Here is a 19,536-nt window from a genome sequence, read left to right as displayed (position 1 = left end):
CTATTCGCGCCCTACCTTAAGGGAGAGGCGCGGTTAGGTCGAGATTAAATGTTCAGCCGAGGTCAGGGGCGCTGACCGTCAACGGTATTGGAGGAAGACGTTGTCTCGCCCGAACTGGTCACGCAAAGCTTGAATCAAGCCGTCAGCCGGATCAATTCGCCAGGTCTCGCCAAACTGCAGCATGGCCTTGGCGTCGTTGCCGGTGTACTCCATGGTCACCGGGCACGCGCCACGGTGACGCTTGAGCAGGTCACCCAACCAGCGTAGCTGATCGCCCTTGAGTGCCTCGGTCTTGACTTTCAGGCGCAGGCTTTCAGCCAGATTGGTGCGTGCATCTTCCATGCTCATCACCCGCTTGATGCGCAGGCGCAGGCCGCCGGAGAAATCGTCGTTGCTGACCTCCCCCTCCACCACCACCATGGCGTCGGTCTGCAGCAGCGACTGGGCGGAGTGGAACGCGTCGGCAAACAGCGAGGCTTCGATCCGGCCCGAGCGGTCATCGAGGGTGATGAAGCCCATCTTGTCGCCCTTCTTATTCTTCATCACGCGCAGGGCGATGATCATGCCGGCGACGGTCTGGGTGTCCCGGGCCGGTTTCAGGTCGATGATGCGCTGGCGGGCAAAACGGCGGATTTCGCCTTCGTACTCGTCAATCGGGTGACCGGTGAGGTACAGGCCCAAGGTGTCTTTCTCGCCCTTGAGACGTTCCTTGAGGGTCAGTTCCTTGGCCTTGCGATGGTTGGCATACACATCCGCGTCTTCTTCGACGAACAATCCGCCAAACAGGTCGGCGTGGCCGCTGTCATGGGTACGGGCAGTCTGTTCGGCAGCCTTGATCGCTTCTTCCATAGCGGTGAGCAACACCGCGCGATTGCGGTCGATATTGGCCTGGTAAGCCTTCGGCTCGTCATGGAAATACGGGCCAAGGCGGTCCAGCGCGCCGCTGCGGATCAGGCCGTCAAGGGTGCGTTTGTTGATACGCTTGAGGTCGACCCGCGCACAGAAGTCGAACAGATCCTTGAAGGGCCCGTCCTGACGCGCTTCGGTGATGGCTTCCACCGGGCCTTCACCTACCCCCTTGATCGCGCCGAGGCCATAAATGATGCGGCCTTCGTCGTTCACCGTGAACTTGAACTCCGAGGCGTTCACGTCCGGCGCGTCGAGGCGCAGCTTCATGGTGCGCACTTCCTCGATCAAGGTCACGACCTTGTCGGTGTTGTGCATATCCGCCGAGAGTACCGCCGCCATGAACGGCGCCGGATAGTGGGCTTTCAGCCAGGCGGTCTGGTACGACACCAGGCCATAAGCGGCGGAGTGGGATTTGTTGAAGCCGTAACCGGCGAATTTCTCCACCAGGTCGAAGATGTTACCGGCCAGGTCGGCGTCGATATTGTTGGTGGCACAGCCCTCAATGAAACCGCCGCGCTGCTTGGCCATTTCTTCAGGTTTCTTTTTACCCATGGCGCGACGCAACATGTCCGCGCCGCCGAGGGTGTAGCCCGCCATGACCTGGGCAATCTGCATCACCTGTTCCTGATACAGGATGATGCCGTAGGTTGGCGCCAGTACCGGCTTGAGGCCTTCGTACTGATAGTCGGAGTGCGGGTACGCCAGCTCGGCGCGGCCGTGCTTACGGTTGATGAAGTCATCCACCATGCCCGATTGCAACGGCCCCGGACGGAACAGGGCCACCAGTGCGATCAGGTCTTCCAGGCAGTCGGGCTTGAGCTTTTTGATCAGCTCCTTCATGCCCCGGGATTCAAGCTGGAACACTGCCGTGGTTTCGGCTTTTTGCAGCAGGCTGTAGGTCGGTTTGTCGTCCAGAGGGATGAATGCGATATCCAGCGGTTCCTCGCCCACCTTGGCGCGGTCGCGGTTGATGGTCTTGAGCGCCCAGTCGATGATCGTCAGGGTGCGCAGGCCGAGGAAGTCGAACTTCACCAGGCCGGCCGCCTCCACGTCATCCTTGTCGAACTGGGTAACCAGGCCGTCACCTTCTTCGTCGCAGTAGATCGGCGAGAAGTCAGTCAGCTTGGTCGGCGCGATCACCACGCCGCCGGCGTGTTTACCGACGTTACGCACCACGCCTTCGAGCTTGCGCGCCATGTCCCAGATTTCGGCGGCTTCTTCATCGACCTTGATGAAGTCGCGCAGGATTTCTTCCTGCTCGTAGGCTTTTTCCAGGGTCATGCCGACTTCGAACGGGATCATCTTCGACAGGCGGTCAGCCAGCCCGTAGGACTTGCCCTGCACCCGGGCCACGTCGCGGATTACAGCTTTGGCGGCCATGGAACCGAAGGTGATGATCTGGCTCACCGCATTACGACCGTATTTCTCGGCCACGTATTCGATCACGCGATCGCGGCCGTCCATGCAGAAGTCGACGTCGAAGTCGGGCATGGATACACGTTCCGGGTTCAGGAAGCGTTCGAACAGCAGGTCATATTCCAACGGGTCAAGGTCGGTGATCTTCTGCACGTAGGCCACCAACGAGCCCGCACCTGACCCACGGCCCGGACCTACCGGTACGCCGTTGTTCTTGGCCCACTGAATAAAGTCCATCACGATCAGGAAGTAACCGGGGAACCCCATCTGGATAATGATATCCAGCTCGAAATTCAGCCGATCGACGTAGACCTGGCGCTTGGCTTCGTAATCTTCGGTGGTGTCCCTGGGCAACAGGACGCGCAGGCGATCCTCCAGGCCATCGAACGACACCTTGCGAAAGTACTCGTCGATGGTCATGCCATCGGGAATCGGGAAGTTGGGCAAAAAGTGCTTGCCCAGCTTCACTTCGATGTTGCAGCGCTTGGCGATTTCGACCGAGTTTTCCAGGGCCTCGGGCAAGTCGCTGAACAGTTCGGCCATTTCCTCGGCGCTTTTGAGGTACTGCTCTTCGCTGTAGTTCTTCGAACGGCGCGGGTCATCCAGGGCGCGGCCTTCGCCGATGCACACGCGGGTTTCGTGGGCTTCGAAATCTTCCTTCTTGATAAAGCGCACATCGTTGGTCGCCACCAGCGGCGCGCCCAGCTTGTCGGCCAGGGCCACGGCGGCGTGCAGATGCTCTTCATCGTTGGGGCGGTTGGTGCGCTGCACTTCGAGGTAGAAGCGGTCGGGGAACACCTGCATCCATTCGCGGGCCAGCACTTCGGCTTCCTGCGGGTTGCCACCCAGCAGCGCGATACCAACCTCGCCCTCCTTGGCGGCCGAGAGCATGATCACGCCTTCGCTGGCTTCGGCCACCCACTCGCGCTCGATGATGATCGAGCCATTGCGCTGACCATCGATAAAGCCACGGGAAATCAGCTCGGTCAGGTTGCGATAACCCACGCCGTTCATCGCCAGCAGGCTGATGCGGCTCAGCGGATTATCCGGGTCTTTGTTGGACAGCCACAGGTCGGCGCCACAGATCGGCTTGATACCTGCGCCCATGGCGTTTTTGTAGAACTTGACCAGGGAGCACATGTTGTTCTGGTCGGTAACCGCCACCGCCGGCATGTTCATGCCCACCAGGGTCTTGACCAGCGGTTTGATCCGCACCAGGCCGTCGACCAGGGAGTATTCAGTGTGCAGGCGTAGATGAACGAATGAAGCCGGCATAGTGATCCTGTGCAGTAACTTGGAAACGACAAGGCCCGGGATTGTACCGGGCCTGGAGCAAAACATCAGCCTCGCGACTACACCTCGCTGAGGCTCTCGCGCAGCTCATAAGCCTGGCGCACCGGGGCGAACGAGCGGCGGTGGATCGGCGTAGGACCGAGTCGCGCCAGGGCTTCCAGATGAACGGGCGTCGGGTAGCCTTTATGGCCGCCCATGCCGTAGCCCGGGTAAACCAGATCGAAAGCCGCCATTTCGCGGTCGCGGCTGACCTTGGCCAGGATCGACGCCGCCGCAATGGCCGGCACCTTGCTGTCACCCTGGACCACGGCCTCGGCGCGCATCGCCAGTTTGGGGCAACGGTTACCGTCAATCATCGCCAGCCTGGGGGTGATATGCAGCCCTTCAACTGCACGCTGCATGGCAAGCATGGTGGCGTGCAGGATGTTCAGTTCGTCGATTTCTTCGACTTCCGCCCGGGCGATATGCCAACTCAAGGCCTTTTCACAGATCTCGTCATAGAGTTTTTCACGACGGGCTTCAGTGAGTTTTTTCGAATCATTAAGGCCCAGGATCGGACGGTTCGGGTCGAGGATCACCGCCGCCGTTACGACCGCACCGCACAACGGGCCGCGCCCGACTTCGTCGACACCCGCCACCAGTTCGTGGGCCTGTGCAACCAGGCTGAAATCCAGGCCCATCTGCGTACTCATAAAGCTTCCTGTTTTTGGCCGATCAGGTTCAGCACGGCATCCGCCGCCTGGTTCGAGGCATCACGGCGCAAGGTGCGGTGAATAGCGTCGAAACCACGGGTCTGCTCTTCGCCGCCATCAATCAAGGGTAGTAGCGTTTGCGCAAGCGCTTCGGGCTTAGCATCGTCCTGCAACAACTCCGGCACCAGCAACCGTTGAGCCAGCAGGTTAGGCAAGGAAATGTACGGGCTTTTGACCATGCGCTTGAGAATCCAGAAGGTCAGCGGCGCCAGCCGATAGGCCACCACCATCGGACGTTTGTACAGCAGGGCTTCCAGGGTTGCGGTGCCCGACGCAATCAATACGGCATCGCAGGCGGCCAGGGCCAGGTGCGACTGGCCGTCGAGCAGGGTCAGCGGCAGGTTGCGCCCCTCCAGCAATGTTTCAATTTGCGCGCGACGCTGCGGGCTGGCGCACGGCAGCACAAAACGAACGCCCGGCTTGAGTGTTTGCAGGCGTTCGGCGGCATCAAAAAACAGGCTGCCAAGACGTCCGACTTCCCCTCCCCGGCTACCCGGCATCAACGCGACCAGCGGGCCGGCGGCCAACCCCAGTTCGGTACGCGCCGCGTCACGGTCAGCGTGCAAAGGAATGGCATCGGCCAGGGTATGGCCGACAAACCGCACCGGCACGCCCTGCTCTTCGTAGAACCTGGCCTCGAACGGCAGCAGGGTCAGCATCAAGTCGCAGCCTTGGCGAATCTTCAGCACACGCTTTTGCCGCCACGCCCATACGGACGGGCTGACATAGTGCACGGTCTTGATCCCGGCCTGGCGCAACTTGAGTTCAATGTTGAGGGTGAAGTCCGGGGCATCGATACCGATAAAGACGTCGGGCCTTTCATCGATCAGCGTCTTGATCAGTAGCTTGCGCCGAGCAAGCAATTCACGCAGGCGCCCCAGCACCTCGACCAACCCCATGACCGACAGGCGCTCCATCGGAAAGTAGGAGGTGAGGCCTTCGGCCTGCATCAAGGGGCCACCCACGCCGATAAATTCGATTGCGGGGTGCCGGACTTTCAGAGCCCGCATCAGGCCGGCGCCGAGGATATCGCCGGAAGCTTCCCCGGCGACCAATGCGATACGCAACTTGGCCATGATCAGCGGGTAATGCCGCGAGTCGACGCCTGGATCGAGTCACGAAACACCGCGACTTCCGGGAACGACGCTGCCGGCTCGGCCAGTTCGATCAGGGCCTGCTCAACCGTCAGCCCTTGACGGTAAACCGTCTTGTAGGCGCGGCGCAGGGCCTGGATTGCGTCGTCGCTGAAACCGCGACGGCGCATGCCTTCGAAATTCATGCTGCGGGCTTCGGCAGGATTGCCGAACACCGTGACGAATGCAGGGACATCCTTGCCGATGGCGGTGCCCATGCCGGAAAAGCTGTGGGCGCCGATATGGCAATATTGATGCACCAGGGTGAAACCGGACAGGATCGCCCAATCATCCACATGCACGTGCCCGGCCAACGCGGTGTTGTTGACCAGGATGCAATGGTTGCCAATCACGCTGTCGTGGCCGATATGCGCATAGGCCATCACCAGGTTGTGATCACCCAACGTGGTCTCGGCTCGATCCTGCACGGTGCCACGGTGAATGGTCACGCCTTCACGGATGATGTTGTGGTCACCGATGACCAGGCGTGTTTCTTCACCCTTGTACTTCATGTCCGGGGTGTCTTCGCCTACTGAGGAAAACTGGTAGATACGATTGTGTTTGCCAATGCGGGTCGGACCCTTGAGGATCACGTGTGGCCCGATGACAGTCCCCTCGCCGATTTCCACACCTGCGCCGACGATCGACCAGGGGCCGACCTCAACGTCGGCGGCCAGTACGGCCGACGGATCGATGATTGCGCGAGGGTCAATCAAACTCATAGTTTGCGTTCCGCACAGATGATCTCGGCAGAGCACACCGGCTTGCCATCCACCGAAGCCTGGCATTCGAACTTCCAGATCTGGCGCTTGCAACTGATGAACTTGGCTTCCAGGATCAACTGGTCACCGGGAGTGACCGGATTGCGGAAACGCAACTTGTCGGAACCCACGAAATAGTAAAGCGTGCCGTCGGCAGGCTTGAGGTCAAGCATTTTGAAACCAAGGATACCGGCAGCCTGGGCCATTGCTTCGATGATCAACACGCCCGGCATGATGGGATGCGCAGGAAAGTGACCATTGAAAAACGGTTCGTTGATGCTGACATTCTTGTAGGCACGAATGCGCTTTTCCTCAACATTGAGGTCCACTACACGATCCACCAGCAGGAACGGATAACGGTGAGGCAGGTATTCGCGAATCTCGTTGATGTCCATCATTTCGGGGGGAAGCCTGTAATAAAGATTGGGGGCGGGCGGACTAAAAGCACGCCCCGCTAGCAAATCAAGGAGGCAGTCTATCGGCTGTGCACACTTGATATGGAAATGGTATCAGCCTTCTGATGAAGCATCACCGCCAGGGGTCACGTCCCCAACACGCTTTTCCAGCTGTTTGAGACGTCGAGCCATGTCGTCGAGCTGTCTCAGACGCGCCGCACTCTTGCGCCATTCAGCCGCAGGCTGCATGGCGGTACCGGATGAATAAGCCCCTGGCTCGGTAATCGAGTGAGTGACCATGGTCATGCCAGTGATGAAGACGTTGTCGCAAATATCGATATGCCCCACCAGCCCCACGCCACCGGCAAGCATGCAATGCTTGCCGATTTTAGTGCTGCCGGAAATCCCCACGCAGGCAGCCATGGCGGTATGGTCGCCAATCTGCACGTTGTGGGCGATCTGGATCTGGTTGTCGAGCTTCACGCCATTGCCAATCACGGTGTCGGCCAGGGCCCCGCGATCGACCGCGGTGTTGACACCGATTTCCACGTCGTCACCGATCAATACGCCGCCGACCTGGGCAATCTTGTGCCAGATACCTTTGGCATTGGCAAAGCCAAAGCCTTCACCGCCGATCACTGCACCTGACTGAATGACCACCCGCTGCCCGATACGCACATCGTGGTAAAGAGTAACGCGAGGCGCCAGCCAGCCATCGGCGCCGATTTCGCAGCGCGCACCGATAAAGCAATGCGCGCCTACGGTGACGCCAGCGCCAATACGCGCGCCACTCTCGATGACCGCGAAAGCGCCAATGCTGGCCGCAGGATCGACCTGCGCATCCTGCGCGATCACCGCTGACGGATGGATACCACCCGCCGCCTTCGGCTTGGGATCGAACAGGTGCGATGCTTTCGCGTAGCACAGGTAGGGATCAGCCACCACCAGCGCATCCCCGATAAACCCTTCGGCGTCAGCGGCCTTGAGCAACACGGCTGCGGCTTGGCAATCGACCAGGTATTTACGGTATTGAGGGTTTGCGAGGAAGCTCAACTGAGCTGGGCCAGCCTCCTGCAAGGTGGCTAGCCCAGTGATTTCCTTCTCCTTGGAGCCACGCAAGGTGGCCCCCAGGAACTCGGCCAACTCGCCGAGCTTGATAGTCGCAGTCATGGTTTACTTCAGCTGGTTCATGCGCTCGATCACCTGGCGGGTGATGTCGTATTGAGGCTTGACGTCAATCACGGCGCCGCGCTCGAACACCAGGTCAAAGGCACCCTTCTTGATGACTTCTTCCACAGCGCTGTCGAGCTTGGGCTTGAGCTGCTTGAGCATTTCGCGGTCGGCAACAGCCTTGGCTTCGTTCAGCTCCTTGGATTGGAACTGGTAGTCACGGGCCTTTTGCTTGAACTCAAGCTCCAGACGCTCGCGCTCGCCTTGCTGCATCTTGTCGCCACCGGCAACCAGGCGGTCCTGGATGCCCTTGGCGCTGCTTTCCAGGGTCTTGAGCTTGGTCAGTTGCGGACCGAATTTCTTCTCGGCATCCACGGCATAACGCTTGGCCGCGTCAGATTCCAGCAGGGCCATCTGATAGTTCAGCACGGCGATTTTCATTTCGGCGAAGGCCGGGGTGGTTACCAGCACAGTGGCCAGCAAGACCAATTGAGTCAACTTACGCACGATGTACTCCTACAGAATCCGTTGTCGTTATCTTAGGTCAGACGCTTAGAACGTCTGGCCAAGGGAGAATTGGAAAATCTGGGTTTCAGCGTTATCCGGTTTCTTGATCGGCATGGCCAGAGCAAAGCTCAATGGGCCAAGCGCGGTCACCCAGGTCACACCCACACCCACGGAGCTCGCCAGATTGCTGAGGCTCACGTCGTTGCACTGGGTGTTGGACCGCGAACCGTTCGGGTTGGTGACCTGTTCACATTTGGAGTCGAACACGTTACCCACGTCCCAGAAGACCGAAGTACGCAGGGAACGCTGATCTTTCACGAATGGCAGCGGGAACAGAATTTCCGCACCACCCTGGATCAGTACGTTACCGCCGAACGGCAGCGGATCGTTGTCCGAGTCAGCTACAGTGCCCCGGTTACCAGTAAGCGCCTCGCCACGGCTCGGCGTACCACGAGGACCCAGGGTGCTGTCCTTGAAGCCACGTACCGAGTTGAAGCCACCCGCGTAGTAGTTTTCATAGAAAGGCAAGCCGTTGGTCGAACCATAGCCGTCGCCATAGCCCAGCTCGGTGTGCAGGCGCATGGTGTAGTTGTCGCTCAACGGCTGGAACAACTGGCCGCGATAATCGAGCTTGAAGAACGACAGGTCGCTGCCCGGCGTGGTGACTTCCGCAGTCAGGCTCTGGGAATGGCCACGGGTTGCCAGTACACCTTTGTTCAGGGTCGACTCGGACCAGCCGGCAGACGCCTTGAAGTTCAGGAACTTGTCGCCTTCACGGCGGGTGAAGTCGAAAATCTCATCCACGGTGTACACACCGGTCTTGATCTCATCCTGCTGCGCGGTCAGGCCGAAGGTGAGACGCGAGGTCTCGCTGATCGGGTAACCCACGTTCACACCGGCACCGAGGCTGTCGATCGCATAGCTTGCAACGTCAACGTCGAGGTCTTTGTAATCGGTGGTGCGATAGAAGGCGTTGTAGCCCAGGCTCACACCGTCTGCAGTCCAGTAGGGGTCGGTGTAGCCGAAGTTGTATCGGCTCTGGTATTCGCTTCGGGTCAGACCGATGGAGACACGGTTACCGGTACCGAGGAAGTTGTTCTGGGTAATGGAACCCCCCAGGATCAAACCGGCGCTCTGGGCGAAACCGACGCTGGCGGTGATCGAGCCCGAGGCCTGTTCTTCAACGGCGTAGTTCACGTCGACCTGGTCATCCACACCCGGTACGGCCGGGGTTTCAACGTTGACTTCCTTGAAGAAGCCCAGGCGCTCAAGTCGGGTCTTGGATTGGTCGATCAGGTAAGTCGACGCCCAACCGCCTTCCATCTGGCGCATTTCACGACGCAGCACTTCGTCCGAGGACTTGGTGTTGCCACGGAAGTTGATGCGGTTGACGTAGGCACGCTTGCCTGGATCGACGACGAACGTGATGTCCACGGTGTGGTCTTCATCGTTCGGGGTCGGCACGCCGTTGACGTTGGCGAAGGTATAGCCTTCGTTACCCAGGCGACGGGTGATCAGCTCGGAGGTGGTGGTCATCAGCTTGCGCGAGAACACCTGGTCCTTCTGGACCAGCAACAGGGACTTGACCTGGTCTTCAGGCACTTTCAAGTCACCGCTGAGCTTGACGTCACGAACCTTGTACTTCTCGCCTTCGTTGACGTTGACAGTGATGTAGACGTGCTTCTTGTCCGGGGTGATGGACACCTGGGTCGAAGCGATGTCCATATTGATGTAGCCACGGTCCAGGTAGTAGGAGCGCAGGCGTTCCAGGTCGCCGGACAATTTTTCACGGGCGTACTTGTCATCGTTCTTGAAGAACGACAACCAGTTGGTGGTCTTGAGTTCGAACAGGTCGATCAGGTCTTCATCAGCGAACTTGGTGTTGCCCACCACGTTGATATGCTGGATGGCCGCCACGGTGCCTTCGTTGATGTTGACCTTCAGGCCTACCCGGTTACGCGGCTGCGGGATCACTTCCGTTTCCACGCTCGCCGAGTAGCGGCCCTGGGCAACGTACTGGCGTTGCAGCTCGTTACGCACACCTTCGAGGGTGGCGCGCTGGAAGATTTCGCCCTCGGCCAGGCCCGACTGCTTCAACCCTTTCATCAGGTCTTCAGTGGAGATGGCCTTGTTGCCTTCGATCGTGATACTCGCGACGGAAGGCCGCTCGACGACGGTGATGACCAGGACATTGCCTTCGCGACCCAGTTGGATATCTTGAAAGAACCCGGTTTTGAACAGCGCACGAGTGGATTCCACCAGGCGACGATCATCAGCCTGTTCCCCGACGTTCAACGGCAAGGCACCAAAGACGCTACCCGCGGAAACCCGCTGGAGGCCGTTGACGCGAATATCGGAGATGGTGAAGGACTCGGCGTGAACTTCGGCGATCATCAATACGGTGAGAACCGCAGTTAGCAGCAGACGTTTCATGAAGTCCTTTCTTATTCCAACTGGCAATAAACAAACTGCCGCAAAATGCGGCAGATTCGCAATTCAGCGAAGCGTTACAGTCGTCCCAGATCGTTGACCAGAGCTAACAACATCACTCCGACCACCAAACTGATACCGATCTGTATCCCCCAACCCTGCACCCGATCCGACAAGGGGCGACCACGCACCCACTCGACCAGATAAAACAGCAGATGCCCCCCATCCAATACTGGAATGGGCAGCAAATTCAGAACTCCAAGGCTGATACTCAGATAAGCCAGGAAATTCAGGAAATCCGCGACACCCGACTGGGCAGAAGCGCCCGCCACTTTAGCAATGGTTATCGGTCCACTCAAGTTTTTTACCGAGAGCTCGCCGAACAACATTTTCTTGAGGGATTCGAGGGTCAGCACGCTCATGGTCCAAGTGCGTTTAGCACCCTCGCCAATCGCGGCCAACGGCCCGAAGCTGACCTCTCTCACCATCGATGGCGGCCACTCGACACCTTTGACCCCGGCACCCAGGTAACCCCCGGCGGCCTTGGCCTCCCCACGAACCGACAAGGTCACGGGGACGTCGATTTGAGCACCTTCACGCTCAACTTTCAGCACAATTTTGGTATCAGGACGTACACGCACCAGATCGACCACTTGCTGCCAGTCACCCAGTGCCTGGCCATCAAGGGCCAACAGCCGATCGCCGGTCTTAAGACCCGCGGCCTGGGCCGGGCCCTTGGGATCCAGCTCGGCCAGTACTGGCGGCAACGCCGGACGCCAGGGACGAATGCCCAGGGATTTGATCGGATCCGGCTCGTCAGCGCCTTGAAGCCAACGGTCCAACGCCAGCTCACGCGGGCTTTCGGCACTGGAGTCCTGCTCGCGCACCACCACATTGACAGTACCGCTCTCGCCCAGTCGACGCACCAACTGCAAATTGACCGCGCCCCAACCGGTGGTGGGCTCGCCATCAATGGAAACAATTTCCTGCCCTGCCACCAACCCGGCCTTGGCCGCAATACTGCCCGACTCGACCGCACCGATGACCGGGCGCACCTGCTGGCTGCCCAGCATGGCGAGGACCCAGAAAAACACCATCGCCAGCAGGAAGTTGGCGATCGGGCCGGCAGCCACGATGGCGATCCGCTGACGAACGGTCTTGCGGTTGAAGGACTGGTCCAACTGATCCGCAGGCACTTCGCCTTCTCGCTCATCGAGCATCTTCACATAGCCACCCAACGGGATAGCTGCGATCACGAACTCAGTGCCACGACGATCATGCCAGCGAACCAGCGGCATGCCGAAACCGACGGAAAAGCGCAATACCTTGACGCCGCAACGACGCGCCACCCAGAAGTGGCCGAATTCGTGGAAGGTAACCAGCACGCCCAGAGCAACCAGGGTGCCGACAATCATGTAGAGCGCACTCATCTAATTTCTCCGCATTTCAATACGATGCCTGAAGGCGCTCACCCGCCCACAACCTGACGCGCGTTGCGGTCCAGCCATTGCTCGGCCAGGGCCCGGCCCTTGGTATCCGCCTCGAACACTGCTCCCAGATCATTCACAGCCACTACCGGCTCAAGATTCAGAACGTCCTCGATGATACTCGCGATCTGCGGAAAGCGGATGCGCCGTTCGAGAAACGCTGCCACGGCCACTTCATTGGCTGCATTAAGCATGGCTGGCGCACTGTTACCCGCCTCGGCCGCTTGCCGGGCCAGACGCAGGCACGGGAAGCGCTGCTCGTCCGGCGCTTGAAAGTCCAGGCGCGCAATCGCAAACAGGTCCAACGGCGCCACACCGGAGTCAATCCGTTCCGGCCAAGCCAAGGCATTGGCGATCGGTGTGCGCATATCGGGGTTACCCAATTGCGCCAGTACCGAGCCGTCTACGTAATCGACCAGGGAATGAATCACACTTTGAGGGTGAATCACCACTTCCACCTGGTCGGGCCGCGCATCGAACAACCAGCACGCCTCGATCAGCTCCAGCCCTTTGTTCATCATGCTTGCCGAGTCCACGGAGATTTTGCGCCCCATGGACCAATTCGGATGCGCACACGCCTGGTCCGGCGATACATGCTCCAGCTCATCCAGCGGAGTTTGCCGGAAAGGTCCACCGGAAGCCGTGAGCAAAATCCGACGCACACCCACCTGGCTCAAGCCGCGGGCAAAATCGGCGGGCATGCACTGAAAAATCGCGTTGTGCTCACTGTCGAGGGGCAACAGGACCGCACCGCTCTTGCGCACAGCCTGCATGAAGAGCGCGCCGGACATGACCAGGGCTTCTTTATTGGCCAGCAGGATCTTTTTGCCCGCGTCGACTGCGGCCAGTGTGGGACGCAAACCCGCCGCCCCGACTATCGCCGCCACGACCGTATCCACTTCGGCATCCGCCGACACCTGGCACAGACCTTCCTCGCCCACCAGCACTTGGGTAGCAAGGCCGGCAGCGCGCAGGTCATCCTGCAGCCCTCGCGCAGCAGCTGCCTGCGGCACCACCGCAAAACGCGGCGAGTGACGCACGCACAGCGCCAGCAGTTCGCTCATACGCGTGAAGCCAGTCAGGGCAAATACCTGATAACGGTCAGGATGACGGGCGATTACATCCAGGCTGCTCAGCCCGACCGAGCCCGTCGCTCCCAGCACGGTGACCTGTTGCAAGCGGCTCACGAAGCGATCATCCACAGCAACACGGCAAAGATCGGCAACGCAGCGGTGAGACTATCAATACGGTCCAGCACGCCACCGTGACCTGGCAGCAGGTTACTGCTGTCCTTGATCCCGGCCTGACGCTTGAACATGCTTTCGGTGAGGTCGCCCACCACCGAAATGAATACGACCACGGCAGTCCCCAGCAAGGCCAGGATAATCTGCTTCACCGACCAGTCACGCAGCACACCGACCACCAACGCAATCAGCAGCGTCAAGGCCAGCCCCCCGTATACACCTTCCCAGCTCTTGCCCGGGCTGACGGCAGGCGCCAGTTTACGCTTGCCAAAGGCCCGGCCCGAAAAGTAGGCGCCGATGTCAGCCCCCCAGACCAGCACCATGACGGCCAGGATCAATTCGTTGCCGTTCGGGAAACGCTTGATCTCCACCAGTCCTTGCCAGGCCGGCAGCAGGATCAGCAAGCCAATCACCAACTTGCACGCCACACTGGACCACTGGCCGCTGGTACGCGGATAGGTCAGCACCAGGAACGTCGCCGTGGCCCACCACAGTACCGCCGCCCCCAGCACCCAGGGCGCGATATCGGGCAGGATGTACATCAGGAACAGCAACAGCGCGACGATTGCGGCATACGCCATACGGGGCAATTGGTCGCTGAAACCCGCCAGGCGCGCCCACTCCCATGCGCCGAGCGTGACGACCAGGCCGATGAACAGCGCAAACCCGGAACCCTCGAGCAGGAAAAAACCGCACAAGGCAATCGGCAGCAGGATCAGTGCCGTGATGATTCGTTGTTTAAGCATTTAAACCCGGGCTCCAGCTTCGATCTGCTCGCTCGTTTTACCGAAGCGACGCTGACGGGAAGCGAAATCAGCCAGCGCATTGCGCATGGCATCGTGTTTGAAGTCCGGCCAGAACAGGTCGGAGAAGTACAGCTCGGTATAGGCTAGCTGCCACAGCAGGAAATTGCTGATGCGATGCTCGCCACCGGTACGGATGCACAAGTCCGGCAACGGCAAGTCGCCGGTCACCAGGCAGGTTTGCAACAGTTCGGGCGTGATGTCGTCGGGCCGCAGATGACCGGCCTGCACTTCGCGGGCCAGTCGCTGCGCAGCCTGGGCAATGTCCCACTGGCCGCCGTAGTTGGCTGCGATCTGCAGCACAAAACGGTTGCTGCCGGCAGTGATCGCCTCGGCTTCACGCATGGCCGCTTGCAGCTCCGGGTGGAACCGGGAGCGATCCCCAATGATACGCAGGCTGATGTTGTTGTCATTGAGGCGCTTGGCCTCGCGACGCAGCGCCTTGAAGAACAGGTCCATCAAGGCGCTGACTTCTTCGGCAGGCCGTTGCCAGTTCTCACTGGAAAAGGCAAACAGCGTCAGCACTTCGACCTTGGCTTCGGCACACACTTCGATGACAGCGCGCACCGCATCGACACCCGCTTTATGCCCGGCAACACCCGGCATAAAGCGTTTCTTCGCCCAGCGATTATTCCCATCCATGATGATCGCGACATGGCGCGGCACCACAGAGGGCACAGTCTGCTTGGTCTTTTCCATGAAGGCGTCCTGACCCCTTATACGGCCATCAGGTCCTTTTCTTTTTCTTCGGTGGCCTTGGTGATCTGGGCCTCCGCATCCTTGGTCAGCTTATCGATATCGGCAACGGCGCGACGTTCTTCGTCTTCGCTGATTTCCTTGTCCTTGACCAGCTTCTTCAGATCACCCAAAGCATCGCGACGGATATTGCGCACGGCCACGCGTGCATCTTCAGCCGCGCTGCGCGCCTGCTTGGTGAAGCCCTTGCGGGTTTCTTCGGTCAGGGCAGGCATGGAAATCAGCAGCAACTCGCCCAGGTTGGTCGGGTTGAGGTTCAAACCGGCGCTCTGGATGGCCTTGTCGACAGCACCGAGCATGTTGCGCTCGAAGGCCACGACTTGCAGGGTGCGCGAGTCTTTTACGGTGATGTTGGCCACCTGGGTGATGGACGTGTCCGTGCCGTAGTACGGCACCATCACGCTGCCCAGGATGCTCGGGTGCGCTTTGCCGGTACGAATCTGACCGAACGCATGGTTGAGCGACTCCAGGGATTTGTGCATACGCTCTTGAGCGTCTTTCTTGATTTCGTTGATCATTGTTGGCCTTCCTCGATCAGAGTCCCTTCCGCGCCGCCGTGTACGATATTCAGCAGGGCGCCGGGCTTGTTCATGTTAAATACGCGCAGCGGCATCTTGTGGTCGCGGCACAGGCAGATAGCCGTCAGGTCCATCACACCCAGCTTGCGATCCAGTACTTCATCGTAGGTCAGATGATCGAACTTCTCGGCATGCGGGTCTTTGAATGGATCTGCAGTGTATACGCCATCCACCTTGGTCGCCTTCAGCACCACGTCGGCGTCGATTTCGATAGCGCGCAGACACGCGGCCGAATCGGTGGTGAAGAACGGGTTACCGGTGCCTGCGGCGAAGATCACCACTTCCTTGGAGTTCAGGTGGCGCATGGCTTTGCGGCGATCGTAGTGATCGGTCACGCCGACCATGGAAATCGCCGACATCACGATGGCCGAGATATTGGCGCGCTCCAGGGCGTCACGCATGGCCAGGGCGTTCATCACAGTGGCCAGCATACCCATGTGGTCGCCAGTGACCCGATCCATGCCGGCAGCACTCAGCGCCGCACCGCGGAACAGGTTGCCACCGCCGATCACCAGGCCCACTTGAACACCGATACCGACCAATTGGCCGACTTCGAGCGCCATGCGGTCAAGCACCTTGGGGTCGATCCCGAACTCTTCCGAGCCCATCAGGGCCTCGCCGCTGAGCTTGAGTAGAATGCGTTTATAGCGAGCCTGATAACCACTGCCCTGCTGAGCCATTGCGAATCTCTCCTGCGGCGTATTTTCTTAAAAAATTCTTGGCGAGCCGTTTACGGCTTGCGTTCACTCTAGCTGGACGCTATCACAGCGCCATCGGAACACGGCTTTGTAAGCCAGTTCCAAGGGGAAGCCAAATAAAATTAGCCTTCCCATTTGAAAAGAGGCTGCGCGCGTGAGCGGGCAGCCTCTTTCGGGCGACAGTTGAAAACTGTCTTATTGCTTGGCGGCAGCCAGCTGGGCAGCAACTTCTTCAGCGAAGTTGTCGACCGGCTTCTCGATGCCGTCGCCTACTTTGAAGTAGGTGAAGGAAACGATTTCAGCACCGGCTTTCTTGGCCAGTTCGCCCACCTTGATTTCAGGGTTCTTGACGAACGCCTGCTCAACCAGGCTTGCTTCAGCCAGGAACTTGCTGATACGGCCCTTGACCATATTTTCAACAATGTTTTCTGGCTTGCCTTTGATTTTTTCTTCGTTCAGCTGCAGGAACACAGCTTTCTCACGCTCGATCGCTTCGGCAGACACTTCCGAAGGCAGCAGGAACTCAGGGTTGCTTGCAGCAACGTGCATGGCGATGTCTTTAGCCAGCTCAACGTCGCCGCCTTTCAGAACAACCGCTACACCGATTTTGTTGCCGTGCAGGTAACCACCAACAACATCACCTTCCACACGGGTCAGGCGACGAATGTTGACGTTTTCGCCAACCTTGCCAACCAGAACCAGGCGTGCAGCTTCTTGAGCCTCGATCAGCGGAGCGACATCAGTCAGCTTGTCGGCGAACGCTTTATCAACGCTGGCAGCAACAAATGCCTTGAAGTCGTCCTGCAGAGCCAGGAAGTCGGTCTGCGAGTTCACTTCCAGCAGAACGGCGGATTTGCCGTCTTCTTTCAGAGCGATAGCGCCTTCAGCAGCTACGTTGCCTGCTTTCTTGGCAGCCTTGATCGCGCCGGAAGCACGCATGTCATCAATGGCTTTTTCAATGTCGCCGTCAGCCTTTTCCAGGGCTTTCTTGCAATCCATCATGCCTTCGCCGGTACGCTCACGCAGTTCTTTAACCAACGCTGCAGTAATTGCTGCCATTTTCAAATTCCTCTTGGATAGGTTTTCAACCATTCCACCCGATCGAACGGGGGATCAATTCTTCCCGAACCACCGTTGTTAGCTGCTGCACGTTACAGTCGCAATGTTGCGCTGCTACAAATGGGCGCCGACAAACGGTTTTCGAGGTGGCAAAAAGGGGGCCAAGCCCCCTTTTTGCTTACTGAGTCAACGCCAGGGCGTCAGTTACTCAGCGGCAGCGACCGGAGCTTCTTCAACGAACTGCTCGGTACCACCAGCAACGTGGTTACGACCACGGATTACAGCGTCAGCCATCGAACCCATGTACAACTGGATAGCGCGGATTGCGTCATCGTTGCCTGGGATGATGTAGTCAACACCTTCCGGGCTGCTGTTGGTATCGACTACGCCGATAACAGGGATGCCCAGCTTGTTGGCTTCGGTGATCGCGATGCGCTCGTGATCAACGTCGATAACGAACAGTGCGTCAGGCAGACCGCCCATGTCCTTGATACCACCCAGGGAACGATCGAGCTTTTCCAGGTCGCGAGTGCGCATCAGCGCCTCTTTCTTGGTCAGCTTGGCGAAAGTACCGTCTTCGGCTTGCACTTCAAGGTCACGCAGACGCTTGATGGAAGCACGGATGGTTTTGAAGTTGGTCAGCATGCCGCCCAACCAGCGGTGATCGACGTACGGCGAACCGCAACGTGCTGCTTCTTCAGCAACGATCTTGCCAGCGGAACGCTTGGTGCCAACGAACAGAATCTTGTTTTTGCCCTGAGCCAGGCGCTCTACGAAGGTCAGCGCTTCGTTGAACATAGGCAGGGTTTTTTCAAGGTTGATAATGTGGATCTTGTTACGTGCGCCGAAAATGTACTTACCCATTTTCGGGTTCCAGTAACGGGTCTGGTGACCGAAGTGCACACCGGCCTTCAGCATATCGCGCATGTTGACTTGGGACATGATAGTTCCTTAATAAGTCGGGTTTGGCCTCCACGTATCCCAATGACCAACCAGCGGCATCAAGGCCTCCGGCACCCAGGTCATCGTGTCGACACGTGTGTGGATTTAAGCTCTGCGGGGTATCCCCGGAAAGCGGCGCATTTTATACCACAGCATCGGCAAAAACGGAACACGCATTCACGTTTGCCGCGCGCCGCGCTTGCGCAAGCCCTTGAACAGAGCCGACCTACCCCTACCTTATAGAGAGAAGCGATCATCAGAGGCTCATGATTTGACGCCATCGTCTGTTAGAATCGCGTTTTTTGTGGCTTGTGCGAATCCTGCAAGCTTTTTGTCGCACGCCCGTCAACCGAATTGATTTCAGCGTATTGCGCTAGAGAGAGCCTGTATGACCGTGAGTTTGAAAACCGCCGAAGACATCGCCGGCATGCGCATTGCCGGAAAGCTGGCTGCCGACGTTCTGGAAATGATCGCCGAACACGTCAAGCCCGGCGTCACCACTGAAGCACTGAACCAGATCTGCCACGACTATATAGTCAACGTGCAAGGCGCCATCCCTGCTCCGCTGAACTACAAGGGCTTCCCCAAGTCGATCTGCACCTCGGTCAACCACGTGGTCTGCCACGGGATTCCGGGTGACAAGCCGCTGAAGGATGGCGACACCCTGAACATCGACGTCACCGTGATCAAGGACCGTTACTTCGGCGACACCAGCCGCATGTTCCATGTCGGCACCGTGGCGCCCTGGGCCGAGCGCCTGTCCCAGGTGACCCAGGAATGCATGTACAAGGCCATCGAGATCGTCAAGCCCGGCTGCCGCCTGGGCGATATCGGTGAAGTGATTCAGAAACACGCCGAAAAGAACGGTTTCTCGGTGGTACGCGAGTTCTGCGGCCACGGCATCGGCACCGTCTTCCACGAAGAACCGCAGATCCTGCACTACGGCCGCGCCGGCACCGGCATGGAACTCAAGGCTGGCATGACCTTTACCATCGAGCCGATGATCAACCAGGGCAAGGCCGATACCAAGGTGCTGGGCGACGGCTGGACCGCCATCACCAAGGACCGCAAGCTCTCGGCGCAGTGGGAACACACCCTGCTGGTCACCGAGACCGGCTACGAGATCTTCACCCTGCGCGCCGATGACACGATTCCACGCGTTTCGGCGTAGAGGCCGGGCAGGTTTTCCCAACGGTGTAATGA

The 19,536-nt window shown here is 59.0% G+C and carries 17 protein-coding genes; 1 reads left to right on the top strand and 16 read right to left on the bottom strand.

Annotated elements, in window-relative coordinates; translation table 11 throughout:
- Positions 1-78: 78 nt before the first annotated feature.
- The 16 genes from dnaE to rpsB all read right to left on the bottom strand — a co-directional run bounded on the left by dnaE (position 79) and on the right by rpsB (position 18,333).
- On the bottom strand, positions 79-3,600 hold the full coding sequence (dnaE, locus tag PspCFBP13528_RS06405; RefSeq protein ID WP_137199826.1) for a DNA polymerase III subunit alpha: 3,522 nt from the start codon (positions 3,598-3,600) through the stop codon (positions 79-81).
- A 77-nt stretch (positions 3,601-3,677) separates the two neighbouring features.
- Positions 3,678-4,310: a ribonuclease HII gene (rnhB, locus tag PspCFBP13528_RS06400; RefSeq protein WP_065896980.1), complete on the bottom strand. Its 633-nt coding sequence runs from the start codon at positions 4,308-4,310 to the stop codon at positions 3,678-3,680.
- Positions 4,307-5,446 carry a lipid-A-disaccharide synthase gene (lpxB, locus tag PspCFBP13528_RS06395; protein WP_137199825.1) on the bottom strand — a complete coding sequence of 380 codons (1,140 nt, stop codon included), beginning with the start codon at positions 5,444-5,446 and terminating at the stop codon, positions 4,307-4,309. The genes rnhB and lpxB overlap by 4 nt, the downstream gene beginning before the upstream one ends.
- A 2-nt stretch (positions 5,447-5,448) precedes the next feature.
- Positions 5,449-6,225, bottom strand: a complete 777-nt coding sequence (gene lpxA, locus PspCFBP13528_RS06390; protein ID WP_057723196.1) for an acyl-ACP--UDP-N-acetylglucosamine O-acyltransferase — start codon at positions 6,223-6,225, stop codon at positions 5,449-5,451.
- Positions 6,222-6,662 carry a 3-hydroxyacyl-ACP dehydratase FabZ gene (gene fabZ, locus PspCFBP13528_RS06385; RefSeq protein ID WP_003172281.1) on the bottom strand — a complete coding sequence of 147 codons (441 nt, stop codon included), beginning with the start codon at positions 6,660-6,662 and terminating at the stop codon, positions 6,222-6,224. The genes lpxA and fabZ overlap by 4 nt, the downstream gene beginning before the upstream one ends.
- 111 nt (positions 6,663-6,773) lie before the next feature.
- Positions 6,774-7,829: a UDP-3-O-(3-hydroxymyristoyl)glucosamine N-acyltransferase gene (gene lpxD, locus PspCFBP13528_RS06380; RefSeq protein ID WP_065951940.1), complete on the bottom strand. Its 1,056-nt coding sequence runs from the start codon at positions 7,827-7,829 to the stop codon at positions 6,774-6,776.
- Positions 7,830-7,832: 3 nt separating this feature from the next.
- Entirely contained in the window at positions 7,833-8,336 is a 504-nt protein-coding gene (locus tag PspCFBP13528_RS06375) for an OmpH family outer membrane protein (protein ID WP_003189173.1), read from the bottom strand.
- A gap of 45 nt (positions 8,337-8,381) precedes the next feature.
- Complete coding sequence (gene bamA / locus PspCFBP13528_RS06370) at positions 8,382-10,769, bottom strand: outer membrane protein assembly factor BamA (protein ID WP_101219355.1); 2,388 nt, start codon at positions 10,767-10,769, stop codon at positions 8,382-8,384.
- 74 nt (positions 10,770-10,843) lie between these two features.
- Positions 10,844-12,196, bottom strand: a complete 1,353-nt coding sequence (gene rseP, locus PspCFBP13528_RS06365) for a sigma E protease regulator RseP (protein WP_065951938.1) — start codon at positions 12,194-12,196, stop codon at positions 10,844-10,846.
- 38 nt (positions 12,197-12,234) lie between these two features.
- Positions 12,235-13,440, bottom strand: a complete 1,206-nt coding sequence (gene ispC, locus PspCFBP13528_RS06360) for a 1-deoxy-D-xylulose-5-phosphate reductoisomerase (protein ID WP_137199824.1) — start codon at positions 13,438-13,440, stop codon at positions 12,235-12,237.
- Positions 13,437-14,243 (bottom strand): phosphatidate cytidylyltransferase, encoded by an 807-nt coding sequence (locus tag PspCFBP13528_RS06355; RefSeq protein ID WP_065951936.1) that lies wholly within the window; start codon positions 14,241-14,243, stop codon positions 13,437-13,439. Before PspCFBP13528_RS06355 ends, ispC begins: the two co-directional genes overlap by 4 nt.
- Positions 14,244-14,999: a polyprenyl diphosphate synthase gene (gene uppS / locus PspCFBP13528_RS06350; RefSeq protein ID WP_017137143.1), complete on the bottom strand. Its 756-nt coding sequence runs from the start codon at positions 14,997-14,999 to the stop codon at positions 14,244-14,246.
- Between the two features lie 17 nt (positions 15,000-15,016).
- Positions 15,017-15,574, bottom strand: coding sequence for a ribosome recycling factor (frr, locus tag PspCFBP13528_RS06345; RefSeq protein ID WP_065886088.1), 558 nt, complete (start codon positions 15,572-15,574; stop codon positions 15,017-15,019).
- The gene (gene pyrH, locus PspCFBP13528_RS06340) at positions 15,571-16,314 is read right to left on the bottom strand and encodes a UMP kinase (RefSeq protein ID WP_003189161.1); all 744 of its coding nucleotides are present in this window, start codon (positions 16,312-16,314) and stop codon (positions 15,571-15,573) included. Before pyrH ends, frr begins: the two co-directional genes overlap by 4 nt.
- 213 nt (positions 16,315-16,527) lie before the next feature.
- Entirely contained in the window at positions 16,528-17,391 is an 864-nt protein-coding gene (gene tsf / locus PspCFBP13528_RS06335) for a translation elongation factor Ts (protein WP_065886087.1), read from the bottom strand.
- 204 nt (positions 17,392-17,595) lie between these two features.
- Positions 17,596-18,333, bottom strand: a complete 738-nt coding sequence (gene rpsB / locus PspCFBP13528_RS06330; RefSeq protein ID WP_003219330.1) for a 30S ribosomal protein S2 — start codon at positions 18,331-18,333, stop codon at positions 17,596-17,598.
- 388 nt (positions 18,334-18,721) lie between these two features.
- Here rpsB and map point away from each other — a divergent pair, with 388 nt between their 5' ends.
- Positions 18,722-19,504, top strand: a complete 783-nt coding sequence (map, locus tag PspCFBP13528_RS06325; RefSeq protein ID WP_057723204.1) for a type I methionyl aminopeptidase — start codon at positions 18,722-18,724, stop codon at positions 19,502-19,504.
- The last annotated feature ends 32 nt before the right edge of the window (positions 19,505-19,536 follow it).

Source organism: Pseudomonas sp. CFBP13528, from assembly GCF_005233615.1.
Taxonomy (GTDB): domain Bacteria; phylum Pseudomonadota; class Gammaproteobacteria; order Pseudomonadales; family Pseudomonadaceae; genus Aquipseudomonas; species Aquipseudomonas fluorescens_AM.
Note: the sequence above shows the minus strand (reverse complement) of the source record. Positions and strands in the feature narration are given on the sequence as shown.